The organism is Enterobacter sp. BNK-18, assembly GCF_047456135.1.
In the GTDB taxonomy this organism is placed as follows: domain Bacteria; phylum Pseudomonadota; class Gammaproteobacteria; order Enterobacterales; family Enterobacteriaceae; genus Enterobacter; species Enterobacter ludwigii.
Genome location: NZ_CP179899.1, coordinates 2023375 through 2047893, shown reverse-complemented (window position 1 = coordinate 2047893; position 24519 = coordinate 2023375). Strand labels below are relative to the sequence as shown.

Annotated in this window: 22 protein-coding genes; 17 read left to right on the top strand and 5 right to left on the bottom strand. The window is 48.4% G+C overall.

The genetic code is table 11. The features are described from left to right. Positions 1-35: 35 nt before the first annotated feature. From amyA to fliD, 4 genes are all read right to left on the bottom strand, one after another. A complete protein-coding gene (gene amyA, locus ACMGG3_RS09830; protein ID WP_079231920.1) occupies positions 36-1523 on the bottom strand; it encodes an alpha-amylase in 1488 nt (495 codons plus the stop codon). A gap of 64 nt (positions 1524-1587) precedes the next feature. Continuing rightward, on the bottom strand, positions 1588-1950 hold the full coding sequence (fliT, locus tag ACMGG3_RS09825) for a flagella biosynthesis regulatory protein FliT (protein WP_086463537.1): 363 nt from the start codon (positions 1948-1950) through the stop codon (positions 1588-1590). Positions 1951-1955: 5 nt separating this feature from the next. After that, positions 1956-2360 (bottom strand): flagellar export chaperone FliS, encoded by a 405-nt coding sequence (gene fliS / locus ACMGG3_RS09820; protein ID WP_086463538.1) that lies wholly within the window; start codon positions 2358-2360, stop codon positions 1956-1958. A 13-nt stretch (positions 2361-2373) separates the two neighbouring features. After that, a complete protein-coding gene (fliD, locus tag ACMGG3_RS09815) occupies positions 2374-3792 on the bottom strand; it encodes a flagellar filament capping protein FliD (RefSeq protein ID WP_044856850.1) in 1419 nt (472 codons plus the stop codon). Positions 3793-4157: 365 nt separating this feature from the next. Between fliD and ACMGG3_RS09810 the strand changes: the two genes are divergently transcribed. The 15 genes from ACMGG3_RS09810 to sdiA all read left to right on the top strand — a co-directional run bounded on the left by ACMGG3_RS09810 (position 4158) and on the right by sdiA (position 21254). Continuing rightward, complete coding sequence (locus ACMGG3_RS09810) at positions 4158-4994, top strand: flagellin (protein ID WP_020883343.1); 837 nt, start codon at positions 4158-4160, stop codon at positions 4992-4994. 203 nt (positions 4995-5197) lie between these two features. Beyond that, on the top strand, positions 5198-6592 hold the full coding sequence (locus ACMGG3_RS09805; protein ID WP_414149819.1) for a hypothetical protein: 1395 nt from the start codon (positions 5198-5200) through the stop codon (positions 6590-6592). A 42-nt stretch (positions 6593-6634) separates the two neighbouring features. After that, positions 6635-9985: a methyltransferase regulatory domain-containing protein gene (locus ACMGG3_RS09800; RefSeq protein ID WP_414149818.1), complete on the top strand. Its 3351-nt coding sequence runs from the start codon at positions 6635-6637 to the stop codon at positions 9983-9985. Between the two features lie 64 nt (positions 9986-10049). Next, complete coding sequence (locus ACMGG3_RS09795; protein ID WP_041162748.1) at positions 10050-11189, top strand: DegT/DnrJ/EryC1/StrS family aminotransferase; 1140 nt, start codon at positions 10050-10052, stop codon at positions 11187-11189. Positions 11190-11233: 44 nt separating this feature from the next. Next, complete coding sequence (locus ACMGG3_RS09790; protein WP_041162747.1) at positions 11234-11926, top strand: WbqC family protein; 693 nt, start codon at positions 11234-11236, stop codon at positions 11924-11926. A gap of 4 nt (positions 11927-11930) precedes the next feature. After that, complete coding sequence (locus ACMGG3_RS09785; protein WP_148264542.1) at positions 11931-12926, top strand: hypothetical protein; 996 nt, start codon at positions 11931-11933, stop codon at positions 12924-12926. Next, positions 12923-14200: an ATP-grasp domain-containing protein gene (locus tag ACMGG3_RS09780; RefSeq protein WP_014170716.1), complete on the top strand. Its 1278-nt coding sequence runs from the start codon at positions 12923-12925 to the stop codon at positions 14198-14200. Before ACMGG3_RS09785 ends, ACMGG3_RS09780 begins: the two co-directional genes overlap by 4 nt. Continuing rightward, a complete protein-coding gene (locus ACMGG3_RS09775; protein WP_187290410.1) occupies positions 14175-15335 on the top strand; it encodes an FkbM family methyltransferase in 1161 nt (386 codons plus the stop codon). Before ACMGG3_RS09780 ends, ACMGG3_RS09775 begins: the two co-directional genes overlap by 26 nt. A 230-nt stretch (positions 15336-15565) precedes the next feature. Continuing rightward, the gene (locus tag ACMGG3_RS09770; RefSeq protein ID WP_014170714.1) at positions 15566-16285 is read left to right on the top strand and encodes an RNA polymerase sigma factor FliA; all 720 of its coding nucleotides are present in this window, start codon (positions 15566-15568) and stop codon (positions 16283-16285) included. A 54-nt stretch (positions 16286-16339) separates the two neighbouring features. Then, positions 16340-16891, top strand: a complete 552-nt coding sequence (fliZ, locus tag ACMGG3_RS09765; protein WP_014170713.1) for a flagella biosynthesis regulatory protein FliZ — start codon at positions 16340-16342, stop codon at positions 16889-16891. 86 nt (positions 16892-16977) lie between these two features. Continuing rightward, entirely contained in the window at positions 16978-17778 is an 801-nt protein-coding gene (gene tcyJ, locus ACMGG3_RS09760) for a cystine ABC transporter substrate-binding protein (RefSeq protein WP_414149817.1), read from the top strand. Positions 17779-17885: 107 nt separating this feature from the next. Further along, positions 17886-18872 carry a D-cysteine desulfhydrase gene (gene dcyD, locus ACMGG3_RS09755; protein ID WP_047366323.1) on the top strand — a complete coding sequence of 329 codons (987 nt, stop codon included), beginning with the start codon at positions 17886-17888 and terminating at the stop codon, positions 18870-18872. Between the two features lie 20 nt (positions 18873-18892). Next, complete coding sequence (gene tcyL / locus ACMGG3_RS09750) at positions 18893-19561, top strand: cystine ABC transporter permease (RefSeq protein ID WP_014170710.1); 669 nt, start codon at positions 18893-18895, stop codon at positions 19559-19561. Then, entirely contained in the window at positions 19558-20310 is a 753-nt protein-coding gene (tcyN, locus tag ACMGG3_RS09745) for an L-cystine ABC transporter ATP-binding protein TcyN (protein WP_414149816.1), read from the top strand. Before tcyL ends, tcyN begins: the two co-directional genes overlap by 4 nt. Before the next feature lie 221 nt (positions 20311-20531). Further along, complete coding sequence (gene sdiA / locus ACMGG3_RS09740) at positions 20532-21254, top strand: transcriptional regulator SdiA (RefSeq protein ID WP_014170708.1); 723 nt, start codon at positions 20532-20534, stop codon at positions 21252-21254. A gap of 66 nt (positions 21255-21320) precedes the next feature. Here the strand turns inward: sdiA and ACMGG3_RS09735 are convergent, their stop codons facing one another. Further along, positions 21321-21545: a DUF2594 family protein gene (locus ACMGG3_RS09735; RefSeq protein ID WP_003859644.1), complete on the bottom strand. Its 225-nt coding sequence runs from the start codon at positions 21543-21545 to the stop codon at positions 21321-21323. 465 nt (positions 21546-22010) lie between these two features. On the opposite strand from ACMGG3_RS09735, the gene uvrY reads away from it, so the two are divergent. Further along, positions 22011-22667, top strand: a complete 657-nt coding sequence (uvrY, locus tag ACMGG3_RS09730) for a UvrY/SirA/GacA family response regulator transcription factor (protein WP_013096026.1) — start codon at positions 22011-22013, stop codon at positions 22665-22667. Continuing rightward, positions 22664-24496: an excinuclease ABC subunit UvrC gene (gene uvrC / locus ACMGG3_RS09725; RefSeq protein WP_014170707.1), complete on the top strand. Its 1833-nt coding sequence runs from the start codon at positions 22664-22666 to the stop codon at positions 24494-24496. The genes uvrY and uvrC overlap by 4 nt, the downstream gene beginning before the upstream one ends. Positions 24497-24519 lie beyond the last annotated feature (23 nt).

Below are 24519 nucleotides of genomic sequence, written 5' to 3'. Positions count from 1 at the left end.
ACCCGGCATTCAATTCACGTCAGATGCTTTTACAACTACAACGCATCCTCAATCACCCACACACTGACGCTTCCACCTTTGCAGGTAAAGGTGCCTTCGCCATCCGCTGCGGTAGTGACCGTTTCTTCGCGATTGCCGAGAAAATCACGCCACGTTTTATTGCCGTAGTTTTCACCCAGACAAATCACTTTCTCGCCGTCATCGCCATTCGACATCACCACCACACAGCCAGGATCGTCTTCGGTGCCGCTGCGGCTGAAGGCGATACAGTTTGGGTGATCGAAGAACAGCGTCTGCACGCCGTGGGCAAAACGCTGGCGGGCGAGGATCAGCTCGTGAAGCTGCTCGATGACCGGCATATCAATATGGTAGGTTTCGCCGTCACCGCCCGTATCGTCATAGCTGGCACCGAATAAATCCGGATAAAAGACGCTGGGCACTCCGTTTTCACGCAGCAGGATCAGGGCATAGGCCAGCGGTTTAAACCACGCTTCAACCGGCGCTTCCAATGCCTGCAAAGGCTGAGTGTCATGGTTGGCAACCAGAGTTACTGCATGGAACGGATCGGCTTCGACCAGGGTGCCGGTAAAGATTTGGCTCATGTCGTATACCCGACCCTGGCGCGATGCTTCGTGGAATTTCATCTGCAGGGGGGCATCGAACAGCATCGTCTTGCCATCGACCTGGTCAATATAGGCCTGCAGTTTATCCACTTCGTGGGACCAGTATTCCGCCACGATAAACAACGGTTGCGTTGCGACTTCCTGAACGTGCTCAATCCACTCCTTATAAAACCAGGCGGGAATGTGTTTGACGGCGTCCAGACGAAAACCGTCACAGCCAGTTTGTTCCATGACCCAGCGGGCCCAGTATTTGATCTCCTCGGTGACGGCATGGTTGCGAAAATCAATGTTTTCGCCCATCAGGTAATCAAAATTACCCATCTCATCATCAACCTGGTCGTTCCAGCCTTCACCGGTGTAGTCGTTGACGATTTTAAAAATGCCGTCTTCATCGGGGTTTTCAATATGGTCGACGCCGCTGAAGCATTTGTAATCCCAGATAAATTGCGAATATTGCCCGGCACGGGCAGGGAAGGTGTAGCGTGTCCAGGCTTCACACTCAATGATCTCATCGTCGATCTGCGTGCGATCCTGTTCGTTGACGCGCTGAACGCGGACGGGTTCTTTCTCGTCTGCGCCCATTTTGTGGTTAACCACCACGTCCAGGAGGACGGCGATCTCATTACTTTTGAGTGCGTCGATGGCCTCCAGCAGCTGAGCTTTGTCACCGTACTTGGTGGCGACGCTGCCTTTCTGGTCAAACTCACCGAGGTCGAAAAGATCGTAAGTATCGTATCCGACCGAGTACCCGCCGGATGCGCCTTTACAGGCTGGCGGCAACCAGATCATATTGATGCCGATTTCGTTAAGATTGGGGGCTAACGCCGTGACCTCTCGCCACAATTCACCGCCCGCAGGGTAATACCAGTGAAAACATTGTAACAGGGTGGGGTTTTTCATCGTCCGTGCTCCAGAAGCCGTTTGGCAGACTTCTGGAGTATGGATCAAGAATCGCTAATGTGAATTAATGATTCATCTCTCCGGGAAATAATATGTTGCCTGACAACTTCCCGTAGGTAACGTTAACGTTTTTTTGCTTGTTGGTTTGGGCAATAAGACCGCTCAACTCACTCATTCTTTCCTGCAACAAATCCTTGAGGAGGAGCTCATTCTGCAGCACCTGATTCAGTATCACCATCGCCTGATCCTGGATGTGTTTGCTGTCGGGTGGAAAAGGAGTCGTGCTGATCTCTTCAACCAGCGAAATGTATGCAACCTCCTGTTCGATGAGCTCATCCCATTTCCCGGATTGAGCAAGGCTCAGCATTGTATTGCTAAGCGCATAAAGAGCATGCCACTTTTTAAGGGATAAGCTGGAGTCGTTCATTAAAGTTAATCCTGCTTGGGAGTATAACCCGGGCCGATTTGCTTCCAGGCGTCGGAAATATTGAGCAGCAGAGCCTCGACTTCGGTAATAGCTTCGATGTCATTGCGCAGATTGGCATGTAACAAACGGCGTACCATATAGTCGTAAAGCGCAGAAAGGTTGCGGGGGAGTTCTCCTCCCACATCCATATTTAACCCAGCCTTAAGGCCATTTTCGATAATATTAATGGCCTTAGACAGGGCCTCTCCTTTTGCCTGGATGTCCCCTTGCTCAAGGAAAAGGCGCGCCCGGATAAGCGCGCTATGGATACCGTCGAACAACATGACAACCAACTGGTGCGGGCTGGCACTCAAGACAGCAGATTCAAGACCTACCTGCTGATAGGCTTGTACACCAGATTTGCTATACATATCGTTTCCTTTCTTACTTACTGCTGAACTGTTGGGTCAAATAAGTGGCCGTACCATTGAATTTAGTGACCAGCTTATCTAAATCGTTAAACTGCTTTTTATAGCGTGCCATCGTGGCTTCAATCGTCAACTCCATCGCGTCATAACGTTTACCGATGGATTTGAGCGTGGCGTTAATACCGTCCTTCGCATTCTGAATGACGCCTTCTTTACCTACAGAGGTGCTCAGCATGTCAGTCAGCGTATTGTTCATCTGGGTGGCGAAACCGGTGGTTTTACCATCCCCGACAAAATAGGCCTGCACGCCAGCCGGGTCATCCGTGAGAATCTTGGTTAATTTCTTATCATCAATTTTCAGGTTGCCAACCGCGCCGTCCGCGCCTTTGACCGGGTCCTGTGTGATGCCAAGTTGGGCCATAATGGCATAGGAACCGCTCTGCACATTGGTCAATAAAGCACGCAGATCGGATTGTACTCCGCGGATAGTACTGTCACCCATCAGTACGCCGTTATTCGAAGACTGGGCGGTTGCACCCACCGCAGGTGGCTCATATTTCGTCAATGAGGCAATGGTGGACTGCAGAGAGTTATAGGCAGTTACCCATTCTGTAATGGCTTTTTTGTTATCGTCTGTAGAGCGGGTTACGGTCAGGGTTTCATCGGCCGTGCTCTGTGCTTTCAGGGTTAATGTTACCCCTGGAATGGCGTCAGTGATGGTATTGGTCTGGCGGACAATCTGGATACCGTTGACGTTAACGACGGCATTTTGTGATTTCACCTGTTCGGTAAGTGCGCCACTGCCAATGATGCCTTTCAGCGTATCGTCGCCGGTCACAGTTACCGTCATATCAGAATCGGTACCGGTGGTTTTGGAGGTCAGCATCAGACGATAGTCGCCATCATCCGCTTTCACCACACTTGCCGAGACACCGCCGTTGGCAGCGTTAATGGCTTTAGCGATCCCGTTCAGGGAGGTATCGCCATCGGCCAGGGTTACCGTCAGTGGTTTACTGTCAGCGCCTGCCTGGGTAATGGTAATGGTTCGGCTGTTGGTGCCCGTGGTGCCACCTAACTGCTTAGTATTGCTGTCGATAGTGCCTGGCGTGGTCGTCAGCACCTGGCCTTTAGCAATCTTGCTGACGTTGACTGTCACATCACCAACGTTAGCGCCGGAGGTGCTGATAGCCGAAAATGCAGTATTGGTGCTGCTAATGGAGGTTGAGTTCCACGTATCTGTTTTTGCGAGCTTAGCAGCTGCGGTTTGCAGATTCGTCAGGGCGCTTTGTAATTTGCCGTAACCGGTAATCTGCGCGTCGTAGGTGGTTTTTTGCTTGGCAATAGCCGTCAATTTTGTTTCTTCTGCTGCCTGCAGCTTATCGTACAGATCTGACAGGCCGGGCATGCCCACCCCGAGATTACTGATAGTCGCCATGTAGTGTTCCTTCTTAATGGATGTTTCAGTCGTTTATCGGCCCGTTCGACGAAAAGTTTACGGCAAGCTTAAAAAATATATCGCTGAATAAGCGACCTAAATGACGCGTTTCAAATCAACAGGGTGCATGACGAAGAAATATACCGAAGAGAATAAGACGGTGATTTTTTGCGTTAATCTTTTATTCATCATGCACTCTGTAGCCGCTTTAGTGTAAAATAAATCTTTATAAAACAATCAATTAAATATTTTCTTCGATATTTTCTAAAGTCTGCTGTTCGAGCGTCGATAACCTTGTTGACGGTGAGAGACGCCGTGAGTGTTAGGCACCGACCCTAGAAACCATTTTTGAAGGAATTAAAATTATGTCAGTTATCAATACTAACCTGTTGTCCCTGACCACTCAGAACAACCTGAACAAATCTCAGTCTTCTCTGGGCACCGCTATTGAGCGTCTGTCTTCTGGTCTGCGTATCAACAGCTCTAAAGATGATGCTGCGGGTCAGGCGATTGCAAACCGTATGAACTCTCAGATTAAAGGGATGACTCAGGCTGCTCGTAACGCCAACGACGGTATCTCTCTGGTTCAGACCGCTGAAGGTAACCTGAACGAGATCAACTCCAACTTACAGCGTATCCGTGAGCTGGCTGTTCAGGCTGCGAACGATACTAACGGTACCACTGACTACACCTCAATCAGCACTGAAATTACTCAGCGTCTGGGTGAAATCGACCGTATCGCTGGCGCTGCTAACTTCAACGGCAAAAAACTGCTGGACGGTAGCCAGACTGCTTCTCTGAACATCCAGGTTGGCGCAGGTACTGGTGCAACTGATAGCATCGCTATCACCACTGGCGCACTGATTGATGCTAAAGCTACCAGCCTCGACACTGGCCTGACCGGTACTATCACCGATAACAGCACTGCTAAAGCTTTCATCACTGCAGCTGACAACGCTATCTCTAAAATTGATACCGCTCGTTCTAACATGGGTGCGATTCAGAACCGTTTCGAATCTACCATTAACAACCTGAACAACTCTATCACTAACCTGTCTGCTGCTCAGTCTCGTATCCAGGATGCTGACTACGCAACTGAAGTATCTAACATGTCCCGCGCGCAGATCCTGCAGCAGGCTGGTACTTCCGTGCTGTCTCAGGCAAACCAGGTTCCACAGGCGATGCTGTCCCTGCTGCGTTAATAGACGCACTATCTTTAAAAAAGGTTGCTGGAAACAGCAGCCTTTTTTTTCACTATTTTTCCGTAAAATCACCGGATCGTAATCTGTAAAATAAGGCTGCATTTAGCAGCGTTTTCCCGCCATCACCCCCCGAAACACAGTGTTACTCTGCCTAAAATCTCCTTTTCCGGTCGTCTGACGACAGTTTACCGAAGAGTTATAAGATGAGTGAATTCGCACGTAGCCGGGCTATGCGTCAGTTTTATCGGAATGTGTTTACCCGATTCATTGATCTGCCAGAAGCAGATGTTATGCCCGCCAACATCACGGCCGAAATTTTCAGTTTTAAAAGCACTAATTTCACTGCGCTCGAACCCATGATTCGTGTGGCCGAAACGGGACTGGATGCTGAAAAGGATACGGCTTTAAAAGACATGCTATGTGCCATCGTGCTGGCAAACACCGCACTGGATGAGTCCGTCATTGGCGAAAAACAAACTCTTTCTGCCGAGATGAGTACCCAACTGACAGAATATATTGTGTCGGCGTTAAAAGCCGATGACAACATTCACTATCTTGTCGCCGCCATTCAGCTTCTGTTCCGCGTCAATGAAATCAGCTCAGCGTTATTTTTAATTAACAACAACCTTTCGCTGGTCAGCAATTCGGCACCTGTGCTGAAAATCCTGCTGTTGATCTGTTTAATGGAAAATGATTTCAACCAGGCGATGGTTGTTATCCAGGCTCTGACGGCAGACGCTGCATTAATCGGCGAAGATCCTATGGCCCTGTTGATGATTACCTGCGGCATATACAGGCTGGGGGGCATACCCGATTCATACATCGATTTTCGATCGCTTCATATGAGCGAGCACGCGGTGGAAAATCAATCCTACGATTACTGGATCGCAAAAAGCACAGCTGCCAAAACAACGGTGCTAGTCACGTGCGACAGCGAGGATTATTTCGAGCACGCTGTGCCGATGCTTTATTCACTCTATGAGACCAATCGCGACGTCCTTGATGTGCACGTGCATCTAATTAACGGCAATGATGATGTTAAACATAGCCTGATGACCCTTCGCGAACAGCTACCTGAGCTCAACCTCTCTGCAAGCCATGAGCAAATAACCCGTAATGAGGACATGTCGGTAGTCCGTGCTGCACGTCGCATCGTTTTCCTGCACCACGCACTGCAGGCGTTTAACACTCCCATTATTGCCATTAACCCTAATGTGCTGGTGCGTAAGCCGTGGTGTGAGCCAGAAACGGCGCTGTTGCTCCTGCAAACCGAATCCTCACCTTTCTGGGAAGAGGTTTTTGCCGGTTTTATTTACGCAAAACCCGGCGGCGTAGCGCAACGATATTTCGACCGCGTTGTGCCGTTCATCCATACCAACCTCGCCAGCGGCAATCATGCGCCTGGTCTGGAGCAAGTCGCTCTCTTTTCCTGTCTGGACATGCTTTCGCCAGAAGACCGTCTGGCGATCGCGCGTGCCGAGCGTAGCGGAATATTCGATAGCCAGTCGGGTGAGGAGGCGTTCTGTTGGGTGGCAAGGAACACAGCAGGCCCATACCAGGAATATAAATCGTCGCTTATTCGCACGTATCAACGCTGAAGCATTTGCCCTGTGACCGTAAGAACAGAATCTGGAAAAAACGTGACGACACAGTACCCCTATTATCGGGTCAGCCCCGAGACCATTCATGCCGCTGCGGTGCTTAATCATCTGACCACGCCACTGCCTGCGTTTGCCCGTGTCATGGAGATTGGCTGTGGTTCAGCAACGCGTCTGATTATGCACGCATGGGCGCATCCTGAGAGTATCGCGCTGGGTATCGATATTGACGAAGAGGCGATCGAGAAGGGGCAGAAGTTTGCTGCCGAACTGGGATGTCACAATGTTGAACTGTTTGCTGCAGGATTAGGGGATTTGCTCGCCGCGGATCCGGGCGAGTTAGATTACATCATTATTCATCAGACCTTTGCTTTTCTTGGAAAAAGTGAACGGGAAGCGTTGCTGACATGGTGCCAGGCGCATTTATCTGCCAACGGCGTTATTGCCATTAAGTGGTCAGTACTGCCTGGCAGCATAGCGCGCATAACGTTGGGTGAAGCGTTACGGTTCCATCTTGATCGCGCAGAAGAGGGCAGCGACCTGCTGGCGTCAGCCCGCGCCATGCTGAGCTTTATGTTGCTCACGCTGGAAGAGGGTTCGCTGAAAAATGAAGTCCTTCTCGCTGAAGAAATGGATGATAACGCGCTCATTCTGGCCTATTTAAGCCCGAGTGACGGGGCATGCACCCTTGGGGATTTTAACGCACAGGCTGAACTCGCCGGTCTGCAGTTCCTGGGCGATTTGCTGCCACAGTCGGAACTGGGAAGCTTCTATAGTCCGAGAATCGAACAGTTACTGGGTGCCGTCAGCGACGGGGCAAGCAGAACCTTGTCACAGCAATATCTTGATTATGCCGTTCAACGCGAAGAACGCTTTTCCTTGCTGTGCCACCTAAATCACCTCTCGCCGCCGGTTCACCCGGATCTGAACCTCCTGAGAAACCTGCACTGGGCCGGAAGCTTTATGCCGATCGAACTGGATTCTGCAAAAGCGCCCCGCGTGTTCAGAAATAATAATGGACGGATCATGCGTACCGACAATGCCATTATTATCAGGATCATGGAGTTGTTGGGCAATGCCTGGCCTATGTCCTTAAGTTTCGAACAGCTTGTGCTCAATTGCCGGGCTCCTGAAACGCATGAGGATTATCAGGAGACGGTGTGGGAAGCATTAAAAACGCTGTTTATGACCTGTGCTGACGGATTTTTCTGGAGTGCCACCCCAGGGGCATACAACGCTGCGCAAAATGGTGAGCTGGCACCGGTAGGGCTGTTACCACCAGAGCGTCCTGCGAACAATGTAAGCATCATGAACCTGTGGGGAGAGTGGGTTTCATTGACCCCTGCTGAGTGGAATTATTTGCGCTTCGAAATGGGGCATGCCGGGCAGACGAACTGGGAACTCTACTCTTCATTGAAAATTAAAGGGTTGCTAACCGGCTCGCCTGAGGCCTGGAAAAAGCAACTGCAGTGTTTTCTGCGTGCAGGCATGCTCGACGTACTAAAATCGCAACTTTCTCTGTTGTTGTTGCTTAGTGTCGATCAACAGCAGGGCGGAATGCTTATCAAGAGCAATGCCGAACCCGTATTAGCCGACCCGGACGTGGACGCTATCTACGAGCGCGCAAACAGCCTTATCCAAAAAGGCCGTTCTAAAGAAGCCCGCGAGTATGCTCGTGGGTTAATGGAAAAAAATCCAGACAATATTCACGTCCTTCGCTGCTATTCAAAAACATGCGTGCTGACCTCCGCCTGGGATGACGCGCTGGCGTCGCTTTGTAAACTGATGGGCTATTATTTCTCGAGCCTTGATATCTATTATGATCTTGCCACGGTGTTGCAGCGTAAGCGTGAATTCTACGGTTCACGGCAAATTGTCCGTACCTTGCTTCGTCTGAATAATAAAAATATTGATTACTGGCTAAGTCTGGCATCGCTGCATCACGCCTATGGCGATATGACATTAGCGGAAAAATGCTGCAGGGAGATTATGCGCTTCCAGCACCCGGGGCCCAGTTCACTTGGGCTCACCGGGATTGTATTGAGTGACAACCATAAAATGGCAGAAGCGCGCTATTTTATGGAAAAGGCCGTAGAGCTTAGCAATTATAATTTCGGCTACTTCAGTAATTTACTGTTTGTAATGAGCCACGACGCTAGCGTAACGGCCGAGACGTTGCTGGAAAGGCACCTTGAATACGGCCGCCGCGCAGCAACCTGGGCAACAGAGAGCGGGGTAAAACTGGTTCTCAATAATTCCAGAGAACCTCAGCGTAAGCTTCGACTTGGCTTTGTTTCAGGCGATTTGCGTAAGCACCCGGTGGCGAATTTTCTTCTGCCTTATTGGGATGCCATCAATCGTGAACAGTATGATTTGGTGGCCTATAGCACCCTGTTCCTTGAAGAAGATGACACGTATTGTCACCTTCGCCAGAGCGCAACGCTATGGCGTCAGGTTGATGCTATCAGCGATATTGAACTGGCGAAACTGATAGCTGAAGACGGGATTGATATTCTGTTCGATTTATCGGGTCATACAGCCTACAACCGATTGCCTGTTTTCGCGTTGCGTCCGGCTCCGATTCAGATCACATGGATAGGTTATCCGGGCACTACGGGTCTGAAAGAGATGGACTATATACTTCTTTCGGCGAGCCTGGCGCAGTCTCAGGAGCTTGAAAAACAGCTGGTGGAAAACGCGATGTTCGTTGCGACACGCAAGAGTTTCGAACCTCATCCTCTCAGCCCGGACATCAATCCATTACCTGCGCTGCGTAACGGTTATATTACCTTTGCCAGTTTTAACCGCTCTAAAAAAATTAACGATCAAGTGCTGAATGCATGGGCATCTATTTTAACGGGTTACCCTGAAGCCAGGCTGTTAATCGGTAACATGACTGATGCCGAAATGATTTCGGCCATGACAAAACGCCTGCAACAGCGCGGAATTTCTCGCGACAGATTGCTCTTCCGGGGACTCGTGGAAATGGATGAGTACCTCGCGATGCACCATGAGATTGATATTTTACTTGATGCATTCCCTTATAGCGGTGGAACGACGACGCATCATGGCGCCTGGATGGGTATACCAACACTGACACTGAATGGAACAACAATCCCTTGTCAGCAGGGGGTGGAAATTATGCGTTCATATAAGTTAGAAGAGTTCATTGCATCTGATGTTGAAGATTATATTAAGAAAGCAATCAACTGGCGCGATCAAATTCCAAAGCTTGCTGAAATACGTAGCGCTATGCGTTCTCGTATTTCTCCTGGAGCTGACTATGATTTGAATTGCACTGAACATTTTGAGACAGCACTTCGAAAAGCCTGGGGGATATATTGCAGGGGGGAACTGCCCCGTAAATTTATTATCTCACAAACGAATTTTTAAGATTAAAAAATAGTTGTGATAACCGTTTTTACATATGTCAAACGGTATCAGTAAAGAGGTTAATATGGGAAAGGTATACGTAACAAGTCCGTTGATGCCCCCACTAGAAGAGTTTATACCTTATCTTGAGAAGATTTGGGAGAACAAAACATTAACGAATGGTGGCGTTTTTCATCAGCAATTAGAGAAAGAACTAGCTGATTTTCTCGGCGTAAAGCATGTATGTCTTTTTGCCAATGGCACGTTGGCTTTGCTAACGGCCTTACAGGCATTGAGAATAACAGGTGAAGTCATTACTACGCCATATTCGTTTGTTGCAACGTCCCATGCACTTTTGTGGAATGGATTGACACCGGTATTTGCGGACATTAACCCCCAAACATACAATATAAATCCAGAGCGTGTAGAAGAATTAATTACGCCTAATACAACCGCGATTCTTCCTGTTCACTGCTATGGTATTCCCTGCGATGTCGATAAGATTCAAGAAATCGCTGATATTTATGGGTTGAAGGTCATTTATGATGCAGCTCATGCTTTCGGTGTAAATAAAGGCGGGACAAGCATATTGAATTATGGCGACCTTTCTGTGCTAAGTTTCCATGCAACTAAAGTGTTTAATACATTTGAAGGTGGCGCCATCATTTGCCACAATGAACGTACAAAACAGCGCATAGATTATCTTAAAAACTTCGGTTTTGCTGGCGAGACCACCGTGGTGGCTGCGGGTATAAATGGCAAGATGAATGAAGTGCAAGCTGCTTTTGGTCTCTTACAATTGCAGAATATTGAAGGTGCGCTGAAAAAACGTCGCGAGATAGATGCGAGATACCGGAGTATTCTTAAGAATATTCCCGGCATATCTTTACTTGAAATAGCAGAGAATGTTGAATGGAATTATGCTTATTTTCCCATTAAAATAGAGGAGGATTATCCCATCAGTCGTGATGAGCTATATTCCATTTTGAAGGAAAATGACATTATGACACGTCGTTATTTCTATCCACTTATAAGCAACTTTCCAATGTATCGTGGATTGCCTAGTGCATCTAAAACTCTGTTGCCGCTGGCAAATAAGGTCGCAGATGAAATTCTTTGCTTGCCTATTTTTCCTCAATTAGAATATGATGAGCAGGATAAAATTGTGGCAATCATTAGATCGCCAGAAGTTGCGTGCAATGATCTTCTGGATAAAGTTTCTTGAATGTTAAAAATTTTAGATACATCAGCACTTATTGGAGGTGGCAAATGAGTATTGCTATTATGCAGCCGTATTTATTTCCATGGATTGGTTATTTCCAATTGGTGTGGCAGTCTGATGTCTTTGTACTCTATGATGATGCTAGATATATCAAGCAAGGTTATATAAACCGTAATAGTATTTTATCCTGTGGAAAGGCTCAACGTTTTACGCTACCCGTCCCAGGTGCATCAATAAACAAAAACATTAGTGAATTGGCCTTTAGTAAGCAGGTCGATAAAATACTCAAATCAGTAAAGCAAAATTACCAGAAGGCCCCTCATTTTGAAGAGGTGTTCGCCCTAATTGAGGGGGTTCTGACCTGCTCTGAACGTGATATTACAACCTGCTGTAGCAAAGCTATTTCAGACATCTTTTTTTATCTCGGTGAGGAAAAAAAACTGATGCGTTCCTCATCGCTTAATTATAAGCGCAGTGAAAATGCAGAAAATAAAGTCATAAGTATATGTCAGACACTGGGGGCTACAAAGTATGTTAACAGTATAGGTGGGCGTCAGCTTTATGATGCTCAAAATTTTGCCAGAGCAGGCATTGAGTTAAAATTTCTACAGACTCAGTCGCATTACTACCATCAGGGTCAGGATGGTTTTATACCAAATCTCTCCATTATCGACGTTCTTATGCACTGTGAGCCTATAATGGTAAAGAAATTGCTCACTAAATTTGAGCATGTGGGCTGACATTATGAATAATGAGACATTCGGCGGTTATTTACCATTGGAGCTTCCTACTCCTGTGGCACATTACTACCCGGCAGCGAAGTGTTACATGTCCGCTCGTACAGCATTATGCCATTTTTTGACAACTTTCAGGCCAGAACGGATGTGGCTTCCACATCTGATCTGTCACAGCGTGATAGATGCCGTTCGTCTGGCAAATGTGGAAATCGTGTGGTATCACCTTGATGATAAATTTTTTGCTATACTCCCACCCGAGCTTAATGAAAAAGAATATATTTTTTATGTTGATTATCTAGGGCAAGGAGTATTGCAAAAAAATGAGCTTTTACGACGCTATCCGAAGGGACAAATTATTTTTGACAATTCACAGGCTTTTTATGCACCACCATTGCCTGTTTTAGCGACGCTGTACTCACCACGTAAATTTTTTGGTTTACCGGATGGCGGCTTGCTAATAACTTCATTACCTTTACCGCCGCCAGAATTGCACGATAGCGCATCACTTAACCGCGTTTCACATCTGTTGCTGCAACATAACTTTGATATTCGTGAAGGATATAGTGCTTTTCAGCAGGCGGAGTTAACTTTGGAAAATACTCCAGTCAGCGGTATGTCACAGTTGAGTGAAAGGTTACTATTGTCCATTGATTATTTTAGTATCAAGCAAAAGCGTGAGCGTAACTTCAAATTACTACATGAAAGACTTAAGGGTATTAACTCATTCCCGCTAAATTTAGATTCTCCGCAAGGACCGCTTTGCTATCCACTATACTTCCCAGCTCGAAGTTTGCATTCAGTTTTAATAAAAAATGGTGTGTTTGTTCCAACTTACTGGAAGGAAGTACTACAACATGTGCCAGCCGAGTCTGTAGAAGCTAAATTTGTAAAATATATGGTTGCTATCCCTTGTGATCAACGTTACAGCCAGGGAGACATAGAGCGGCTAAGCAAAGTAATAATGAAAGTCGTCACTGATGACAGTATTGAGATAAATAAATGATGAAGTTAAATATACTTGTTTTTCCATGCGGTTCAGAAAATGCAGGTGAAATCGCTCATTCATTACGCTATTCATTACATGTCAATCGATTGATTGGCGCGTCAAGCGTAGAAGATCATGGACGATTCCATTTTCAAGATTATATTAGTGATGTTCCGTTCATTCATTCACCCGATTATGAAGATTATTTTGTCGATCTGATAGCTACATATAATATTGATGTTGTATTTGCAACACACGATTCTGTAGTTGAAAAACTTGCTAAGCTTGCGCACAAGCATGGCTTCCATTTGGTAAATGGTGACCTAAGAACAACGCATATAGCCAGATATAAAAGTCTAACTTACCGTTTATTTGCCAACATGCCGTGGGTACCAGAAATATGGGGGATAGATGAGCAACCCACTCGCTGGCCAGTAGTGGTAAAACCTGATTGTGGTCAGGGCGGAAATGGTGTAGCAATAGCTGAAAATCCTTCGCAGTTGGCAAAACATGTTGAGGATATAGAATTACCGGTTGTCGTGGAATATCTTCCCGGAAAAGAGTTAACTGTAGACTGCTTTACTGATCGTAACGGGAAGATAGTGTGGGTCAGTCCGCGAACTCGCGAACGTGTGCGGGCTGGAATTGCCATGCGCTCTTGTCTTCTTCCACCCAATGAGGAGATAACTAATATCGCAGAGCATATTAACCGTAACCTTACACTTCGTGGCCCTTGGTTTTTCCAGTTAAAAGAAGATATTGCGCAGAAATGGAAATTACTTGAGATCTCATGTCGTATAGCGGGAACGATGGTAGCACAGCGTGCGCATGGTATTAATTTACCACTCATGACACTTCATGATTTTATGGGCAGAGATGTTGTTCCACTGCCGGAACCTCACGTCAAGCTCATCGACAGGTCAATCAAAACACGTGCCCATACCGAGTTATATTGGCAACGGGTTTATGTTGATATGGACGATACATTAATTATCAATGGCTTAGCGAATCCCTCTCTACTTGCATTCATCTATCAGTGCCGTATGAAAGGAAATACTATCCATCTTATAACGCGGCATGACGCCGATCCTGTTAAAACCTTAGATAATGCAGCAATTTCTCCATACTTATTTGATGAGATTATTCATGTAAAGTCTAGCGAAAAAAAATCGCAGTATATTACTGGGCCAGCTGTCTTTATCGATAATTACTTTCCGGAACGAGTAGATGTTGCGCAGTATAAGGATGTCCTCGTGATGGATGTTGATGCAGTTGAATTTTATATTGAATAAGTTTGGGGTTTCTATGACTATAAATTCTGCAAATTCTGCAAATTCTGCAAATTCTGCAAATTCTGCAAATTCTGCAAATTCTGCAAATTCCGTGCGCGATTTGTGTGATGAATTTAATTTTGGCAGCTCACCTCGCTATATTTTTGGGCGGACACCTTACGCTGCGGATATCATCAAAAAATGTAAACCACATGCTGTTGTAGATGATTTCACGAACGAAAGTCATTTCAACGGCATCCCAGTCATTAAGCTTAATGAGATTGATGTTAATGGTATTGTAGTATCAGCCATTGTAGATGGAAGGCCGGTGACCGCAACTCGCACCTTAAAAAATAAAGGTATTCGATACCTTGATTATTTTAGCTTCAAGAAGTACGCACCTTACAAATTAAAGGAACCTCCCCATGTATCGTCTTCTGCTTTCTCGGCTGATTACTATATAAATAAAAAAAAATATGACGCAATCTATCAACTACTTGCCGATGAAACCTCAAAAGAAACCTTCTCCAGATTGGTTAAATTTCGCCTGACTGAAGATTTGACTCCAATGGAGTATTTTACTTTCCGTCCTGCGGATATTTACTTTGAATCCTTTGTAAATTTCAGGGTTGAAGGGACGGTTTTTGTTGATGTCGGCTGCTTCGATGGAAGTAATGTCATTGATTTTATTAGGCTTTGCCCTGATTATCGTAGCGTACATCTTTTCGAGCCTGAACCAAAACAAATGGAACAAATCAAGAAGAGTTTAGGCGATTTTCGCAATATTACATATCATCAATATGGTGCGTCAAATCGAGCAGGGGCATTAAGATTTACCTCTTCAGGAATTTGGTCGCATATGGATGATGCTGGCGAAACGGAAGTTAAAATCAACACCATTGATGCTCTAGTTAACGAAAAAATCACCTTCATGAAAATGGATATTGAAGGGCACGAGTGTTCCGCATTAGAAGGTGCACGACAGCATATAATAAATGACCATCCGTCACTGGCCATATGCGCCTACCATCTCGTAGATGATTTCTGGAAGATACCTGAACTCGTGTTATCGTTTCGCCCCGATTACCACGTTTATATGCGTCATTATACGGAAGGCGTACTGGAAACCGTCTTCTATTTTGTGCCCGTCCATTAATTTTGGCTTTGGGGCACGTTAATCTGATGTGTTTTATGGCAATGCTGCTAAAGAGTCGCAACATATTGACATTTACCCCTGCCCAGAATGCCTTACGGGCAGGGGGGGGTAGGGATGAAAATTTTTATTACTCAAAATAACCCCCCATTTTACCCACTATTCATCCAATTGAACGCCCTGCAGAATCGGATAATCATGCCGATAACTCAACTAACGCAGGGCTGTTTATCGTGAATTCACTCTATACCGCTGAAGGTGTAATGGATAAACACTCGCTGTGGCAGCGTTATGTCCCACTGGTGCGTCACGAAGCATTGCGCCTCCAGGTGCGTTTGCCGGCGAGCGTGGAACTTGACGATCTGCTACAGGCGGGCGGTATCGGGTTATTGAATGCAGTTGACCGATACGACGCTCTGCAAGGAACGGCATTTACGACTTACGCAGTTCAGCGTATTCGTGGTGCGATGCTGGATGAGCTGCGCAGCCGCGACTGGGTGCCGCGCAGTGTTCGCCGCAACGCGCGCGAAGTGGCGCATGCGATGGGGCAGCTGGAACAGGAACTGGGACGCAACGCAACGGAAACAGAAGTGGCGGAACGTCTTGGCATTGCTGTTGAAGAGTATCGTCAGATGTTGCTCGATACCAATAATAGCCAACTCTTCTCTTATGACGAGTGGCGAGAAGAGCATGGCGATAGCATCGAGCTGGTGACGGATGAGCATCAGCAAGAAAACCCGTTACACCATTTAATGGAAGGTAATTTACGCCAGCGCGTAATGGAAGCGATTGAGGCTTTACCTGAGCGCGAACAGCTGGTGTTGACCCTCTATTATCAGGAAGAGCTTAATCTCAAAGAGATTGGCGCTGTTCTGGAAGTGGGGGAGTCTCGGGTGAGCCAGTTGCACAGCCAGGCCATTAAACGTTTACGCACAAAGCTGGGTAAGTTATAGGTGATTGATTCACCTGAAAAATGCCGCACAACGTATTGACAACCAGGAGTTATCATGACGGTGCAGCAATCTAAAAGACGGCCTTTAAGCCGCTACCTGAAAGACTTTAAACACAGCCAGACGCATTGCGCCCACTGTAACAAGTTACTCGATCGTATCACGCTGGTTCGTCGAGGCGAAATCGTTAATAAGATCGCGATTTCACGCCTCGACACGTTGATGGATGAAGCAGCATGGCTCGAAGAACAAAAAGAGTGGGTGGCGCTTTGCCGTTTCTGCGGTGATCTCCACTGCAAAGAGCAAAGCGACTTCTTCGACATTATCGGCTTCAAACAATTCCTGTTTGAACAAACGGAGATGAGCCACGGAACCGTACGCGAATATGTCGTCCGCCTGCGCCGTCTCGGACAACATCTCACCGTGAACAACATCTCCCGCGATCTGCTGAAGACCGGCTATCTGGATGAGAATCTTGAGCCGTGGTTGCCTGCGACCAGCACCAACAACTACCGCATTGCGCTGCGCAAGTATGCACAATATAAGGTACAAATGCCGGGTGTCATAAAGCAGAAAGCCCACGCTGGAACAACTTCTGATATATATTAAAAAAGAATAAGATGTAGCGCAGTCGCCTTTGACCTTGCAGGTGATTTCTCTACACTACTCAAAAATTCCACTATATCGGGGTATTTATGAAATTAGCACTTCTGGGTCGTCAGGCGCTGATGGGTGTAATGGCAGTCGCGCTGGTCGCGGGTATGAGCGTGAAAACGTTCGCCGCAGAAAATCTGCTGAATAAAGTGAAAGAGCGCGGTACGCTGCTGGTCGGGCTGGAAGGAACCTATCCTCCGTTCAGCTTCCAGGGCGATGACGGTAAACTCACCGGTTTTGAAGTGGAATTTGCACAGGAACTGGCGAAACACCTTGGCGTGAAAGCCTCCATCAAACCGACCAAATGGGACGGTATGCTGGCGTCGCTGGATTCCAAACGTATTGATGTGGTGATTAACCAGGTGACCATTTCTGACGAGCGTAAGAAGAAGTATGACTTCTCCACGCCGTACACCGTGTCCGGTATCCAGGCGCTGGTGAAGAAAGGTAACGAAGGCACCATCAAAACGGCCGCTGACCTGAAAGGCAAAAAAGTCGGTGTCGGTCTGGGAACCAACTATGAAGAGTGGCTGCGCCAGAACGTTCAGGGTGTGGATATCCGCACTTACGATGATGACCCGACAAAATACCAGGATCTCCGCGTAGGTCGTATTGATGCGATTCTGGTTGACCGTCTGGCCGCGCTGGATCTGGTGAAGAAAACCAACAATACCCTGGCGGTAGCCGGTGATGCGTTCTCTCGTCAGGAATCCGGTGTAGCCGTTCGTAAAGGCAACGACGACCTGGTTAAAGCGATTGACTCTGCGATTGCTGACATGCAAAAAGACGGCAGCCTGAAAGCCCTTTCTGAGAAGTGGTTCGGGGTAGACGTCACGAAATAAGTCTTTGACGTTAAAAAAAGGCGCTTTTAAAAGCGCCTTTTTTATTTCTTACGCGTCTGCGTGCATAATGAAAAATATCACATTGAGTCAGTGTTACCGGAGAACCCATGTCACTACAGAATTTAACGCGCTTTCCCCGCCTGGAGTTTATCGGCGCGCCGACTCCACTGGAGTATCTGCCGCGATTTTCTGACTATTTAGGACGCGATATTTTTATTAAGCGCGATGACGTAACGCCGATGGCGATGGGGGGCAATAAGCTGCGTAAGCTGGAGTTTCTGGCCGCTGACGCCCTGCGTGAAGGCGCGGATACGCTCATTACCGCAGGTGCCATTCAGTCTAACCATGTCCGCCAGACCGCCGCGGTGGCCGCAAAGCTGGGTCTCCACTGTGTGGCATTGCTGGAAAACCCAATTGGAACGCAAGCAGAAAACTATCTGACTAACGGCAACCGTCTGCTGCTGGATCTGTTTAACGTACAAGTCGAAATGGTCGAGGCATTAACCGACCCGACCGCACAACTTGATGAACTGGCGACGCGTCTGGAAGCGCAGGGTTTTCGTCCCTACGTTATTCCTGTCGGCGGCTCGAATGCGCTGGGCGCGCTAGGGTATGTGGAAAGTGCGCTGGAGATTGCCCAGCAATGCGAGGGAGCGGTCAGCCTCTCTTCTGTCGTTGTTGCTTCCGGCAGTGCAGGTACCCACGCAGGGCTGGCCGTAGGTCTGGAGCAATTATTACCCGATGTCGAGCTTATTGGCGTGACGGTATCGCGTAGCGTCGCGGACCAGAAGCCGAAAGTGGTCACCTTACAGCAGGCGGTGGCAGAGCAACTGGCATTGAAGGCAACGGCTGATATCCAGCTCTGGGACGACTATTTTGCACCAGGCTACGGCACGCCTAATGAAGAGGGGATGGACGCGGTGAAATTGCTGGCGCGCCTCGAGGGTATCCTGCTTGATCCCGTGTATACGGGCAAAGCGATGGCCGGTCTTATCGATGGCATTGAACAGAAGCGCTTTAAGGATGAAGGGCCGATTTTGTTTGTTCACACCGGCGGGGCACCTGCGCTGTTTGCCTACCATCCTCATGTCTAAAATCAGGTCGAAAAATAATAATGCAAGAAAGTATTCAACTGGTTATTGATTCCCTGCCGTACCTGCTTAAAGGTGCGGTATTTACGTTACAGCTCAGTATTGGCGGGATGTTCTTCGGTCTGGTACTCGGGTTTGTGCTGGCCTTAATGCGTATGTCACCCGTCTTACCAGTACGCTGGGTGGCACGTTTTTATATCTCTGTGTTTCGCGGCACGCCGCTTATCGCCCAGCTCTTTATGATCTACTACGGTTTACCGCAGTTTGGTATTGAGCTGGATCCGATCCCGGCGGCGATGATTGGTTTGTCGCTCAATACGGCGGCATACACCTCTGAAACGCTGCGTGCGGCAATCTCGTCCATTGATAAAGGGCAGTGGGAAGCGGCGGCCAGTATCGGTATGACGCCCTGGCAAACGCTGCGCAGAGCCATTCTGCCTCAGGCGGCGCGTGTGGCGCTTCCACCGCTCAGCAACAGCTTTATCAGCCTGGTGAAAGACACGTCGCTGGCGGCCACCATTCAGGTACCGGAACTGTTCCGTCAGGCGCAGCTTATTACCTCGCGCACCCTGGAAGTGTTCACCATGTATCTGGCGGCCTCGCTGATTTACTGGGTAATGGCGACGGTGTTATCCGCCTTGCAAAACTATTTCGAAAACCAGCTTAACCGCCAGGAGCGTGATCCAAAATGAGTGCTATCGACGTTAAAAACCTGGTGAAAAAATTCCACGGTCAAACGGTGCTCCACGGGATTGATCTGGAGGTTGAGCAGGGCGAAGTGGTCGCCATTATCGGCCCGAGTGGTTCCGGGAAAACAACGCTGCTGCGCAGCATCAACCTGCTTGAACAGCCTGAAGAAGGCACGATTCGGGTGGGGAACATTACGATTGATACCGGCAAATCCATCAGCCAGCAAAAAGGTCTGATTCGCCAGTTGCGCCAGCATGTGGGCTTTGTTTTCCAGAACTTCAATCTCTTCCCACACCGGACGGTGCTGGAGAACATCATTGAAGGCCCGGTCATTGTAAAAGGGGAAGCCAAAGAGGACGCGACGGTTCGCGCGCGCGAGTTGCTCGCAAAAGTCGGGCTGGCCGGTAAAGAAACCAGCTACCCGCGCCGCCTGTCAGGTGGTCAGCAGCAGCGTGTGGCGATTGCCCGCGCGCTGGCGATGCGTCCGGATGTGATCCTCTTTGATGAACCGACCTCTGCGCTCGACCCTGAGCTGGTGGGCGAGGTGCTGAACACCATCCGCCAGCTGGCACAGGAGAAACGCACAATGGTTATCGTTACCCACGAGATGAGCTTCGCTCGTGATGTGGCGGACCGCGCCATTTTCATGGATCAGGGAAGGATCGTGGAGCAGGGGCCGGCAAAACACTTATTTTCCAACCCACAGCAGCCGCGAACCCGTCAGTTCCTTGAAAAATTCCTTATGCAGTAGAATTTTTGCACTAATTTGCTCCAGAAAATTCATCTGGGGCAAATTATTCTCCCCCTGCGCCCGACACCGTGTTTTTTTATTCCGCTCAGGCCCAATAAACCTTATCAAACGTAAAGTTAATTGTGCTGTTGCCGATATTTTGTAGTTAGAAATAAGTTTTATGTGTTAGGTTATATTCACCATAATAATGAATATCATTTCAGAGGCTTCATTTAGTAAGTATGAAGGATTCAGACTTTTTCACCTGGCGACGGGAATGCTCCCTCCGGTTTCAGAAATTGACCTGTGCCGACGAGGTATATCAGGAACTTCAGCGACAAACTCAGGCGCTAGAATTTGATTATTACGCACTCTGCGTACGCCATCCCGTGCCTTTTACGCGGCCTAAGATTTCTGTGCATACCACTTATCCGCCACAGTGGCAGGCGCAATATCAGTCGAAGAATTATTTCGCCATTGACCCGGTGTTAAAACCGGAGAATTTCATCCAGGGGCATTTACCCTGGACTGACGAATTATTCGCGGATGCTGAGGAATTATGGCATAGCGCACGGGAGCACGGCTTACGTACAGGAATAACGCAGTGTCTGATGCTGCCGAATCATGCTCTCGGTTTTCTGTCGGTTTCTCGTACTAGCATGCTGGAGAGCCCGTTAGACCACGAGGAAATAGAGCTGCGGTTACAACTGCTGGTGCAAGTGGCCTTAACATCGTTGATTCGATTTGAAGATGAGATGGTGATGCCGCCTGAGATGAAATTCAGCAAACGTGAACGGGAAATTCTTAAATGGACCGCGGAAGGGAAGACGTCGGCGGAAATTGCGATCATTCTCTCCATCTCAGAGAATACGGTTAACTTTCATCAGAAGAATATGCAGAAAAAATTCAATGCGCCTAACAAGACGCAGATCGCGTGTTACGCGGCGGCGACCGGGCTTATTTGAGTAGAGAGTACGTTCTGCGTGTCAGACGAGGCAACGGCTGAATGCACCGCATCCAGCCGTTTTTTATTACTGGCGGTAGGCTTGTTTAATTTGCTTAACGGTGTTGGCAAATACCGCGGATTCAGCCTGGTCTTCCATCTGCGCGATTTGTTTTTCCATTTTAATGATCACACGACCGGCGTCAGCCTGGCCCATCGCCTGTAGCATCAGCGTTAGCAGCGATTTCAGGCAGTTTACTTCCTGTGCCAGTTCCTGGTTATTCTCCGCAGTGGCAAATTCAGGTGTGCTCATTTATTTTCCTCATTATAAAACGGCGCTCGTGCGCGACGATGAAAGTCAAGGCGGCGGAGTATACCACAAGGCGCAGCAAAAAATGCAGCGGTTGTTTTTCGTACTTTTACACAGGATGTTTATTTGCGTAAACAACGCGTGCCGCTAAACTGTGCGGCGTTAATAGCGACGAATTGTTTATACCCGGTTCGCTTGCCGTTAATTATTGTTACAAAAATTTAAGAACTGTTTTTTACGGACTCAGGCGACAGGTTTTTTGTAACTTTTTGAATACAGATGCTTAAAAAAAGCTGCACAAGCCCTGGTGGCGCGGGCTCTCTTTCCACGTTCTGTACAGCCTAATTTCCAAAAACGAGAGCGAAATCGAATAGCCGATTTTTTAACGTTTTAATCTTGTGAGGAAAACCGTTAATATAAACCAAATTATCACTCAGTAGCGTTATCCCTATTCTGGAGACATTTCCTTTGATCAACGTCCTTCTTGTTGATGACCACGAACTGGTGCGCGCAGGGATACGACGCATTCTTGAAGATATAAAAGGTATTAAAGTTGCTGGTGAGGCTTGTTGCGGCGAAGATGCCGTAAAATGGTGCCGCACTAATTCGGCCGATGTGGTGTTGATGGATATGAACATGCCCGGTATCGGTGGTCTTGAAGCAACCCGCAAAATCGCGCGTACCTTTGTTGATACAAAAGTCATCATGCTGACCGTGCATACTGAAAACCCGCTGCCCGCGAAAGTGATGCAGGCGGGCGCTGCCGGTTACCTGAGTAAAGGTGCCGCGCCGCAGGAAGTTGTCAATGCTATCCGTTCCGTTTTTGCCGGTCAGCGTTACATTGCTTCCGACATTGCTCAGCAGATGGCCCTGAGTCAGATCGAACCCGAGAAAACGGAATCGCCGTTTGCCAGTTTGTCCGAGCGTGAATTGCAGATTATGCTGATGATCACCAAAGGTCAGAAGGTAAATGAGATCTCGGAACAGCTGAATCTTAGCCCGAAAACGGTGAACAGCTATCGTTATCGCATGTTCAGCAAACTGAACATTCATGGTGATGTTGAACTGACTCATCTGGCCATCCGGCATGGTTTATGTAATGCGGAGACGTTGTTAAGTCAGTGAGTGATGTGTTCGATTCAAAAGCATTTCTGAAAACCGTAACCAGCCAGCCTGGCGTCTATCGTATGTATGACGCTGGCGGTACGGTTATCTACGTGGGGAAAGCGAAAGATCTCAAAAAGCGCCTCTCCAGCTATTTTCGCAGTAACCTTGCCTCCCGCAAGACCGAAGCACTGGTCGCACTCATACAGAATATTGATGTTACCGTCACGCATACCGAGACGGAGGCGCTGCTGCTTGAGCATAACTATATTAAGCTCTATCAGCCGCGCTACAACGTGCTGTTACGCGATGATAAATCCTATCCGTTTATCTTCCTGAGCGGCGATACGCACCCCCGGCTTGCTATGCACCGCGGTGCAAAACATGCCAAGGGTGAATATTTCGGCCCGTTTCCCAATGGCTATGCCGTACGTGAGACGCTGGCGCTGCTGCAAAAAATCTTCCCTGTTCGCCAGTGTGAAAACAGTGTCTATCGCAATCGCTCGCGCCCGTGTCTGCAGTACCAGATTGGCCGCTGTCTGGGGCCATGCGTTGCCGGGCTGGTGAGTGAAGACGAGTATGCGCAGCAGGTCGAGTATGTGCGCCTGTTTTTAGCCGGGAAAGACGATCAGGTATTAACGCAGCTGATCGCCCGGATGGAGAAAGCCAGTGCAGCGCTGGAGTTCGAAGAGGCCGCGCGGATCCGCGACCAAATCCAGGCGGTGCGCAGAGTCACTGAGAAACAGTTCGTCTCGAACACCGGTGACGATCTCGACGTGATCGGTGTTGCCTTTGACGCCGGCATGGCCTGCGTGCATGTGCTGTTTATTCGTCAGGGTAAAGTGCTCGGGAGCCGCAGCTATTTCCCGAAAGTGCCGGGGGGGACGGAGCTGGGTGAGGTGGTTGAAACCTTCGTCGGCCAGTTCTATCTGCAGGGGAGTCAGATGCGCACGCTGCCATCGGAGATCCTGCTTGATTTCAATCTCGACGATAAAACGCTTTTGGCGGATTCGCTGTCAGAACTGGCTGGTCGTCGGGTTAACGTGCAGACCAAACCGCGCGGTGACCGCGCGCGTTACCTGAAGCTTGCCCGGACCAATGCGGCGACGGCGCTTACTACAAAACTGTCCCAGCAATCGACGGTCCACCAGCGTTTAACGGCACTGGCTACGCTCCTGAAGCTGCCGGAGGTTAAACGGATGGAGTGTTTCGACATCAGCCACACGATGGGCGAGCAGACCGTGGCCTCCTGCGTGGTGTTTGATGCTAACGGCCCGCTGCGCGCGGAATATCGTCGCTATAACATCACCGGGATCACGCCGGGTGATGACTATGCAGCCATGAACCAGGTGCTGCGCCGTCGCTACGGTAAAGCCATCGAAGAGAGCAAAATCCCGGATGTGATACTGATTGACGGCGGGAAAGGGCAGCTCGGGCAGGCGAAAGCGGTCTTTGACTCACTTGATGTGAGCTGGGATAAAAACCATCCGTTGCTGCTGGGCGTGGCAAAAGGGGCCGATCGTAAAGCCGGTCTGGAGACGCTCTTCTTTGAGCCGGAAGGGGAGGGCTTCAGCCTGCCGCCGGATTCTCCGGCACTGCATGTTATCCAGCATATCCGCGATGAGTCACACGATCACGCCATCAGCGGGCACCGGAAAAAACGGGCGAAGGTAAAAAACACCAGTACGCTTGAGACCATCGAAGGCGTAGGGCCAAAACGCAGACAGATGTTGCTTAAATATATGGGCGGATTGCAAGGATTACTCAATGCCAGCATGGAGGAAATTGCAAAAGTGCCGGGTATTTCGCAAGCGCTGGCAGAAAAGATCTACTACTCGTTGAAACATTGAGGGCTCTGTAGCAACATAGAGCT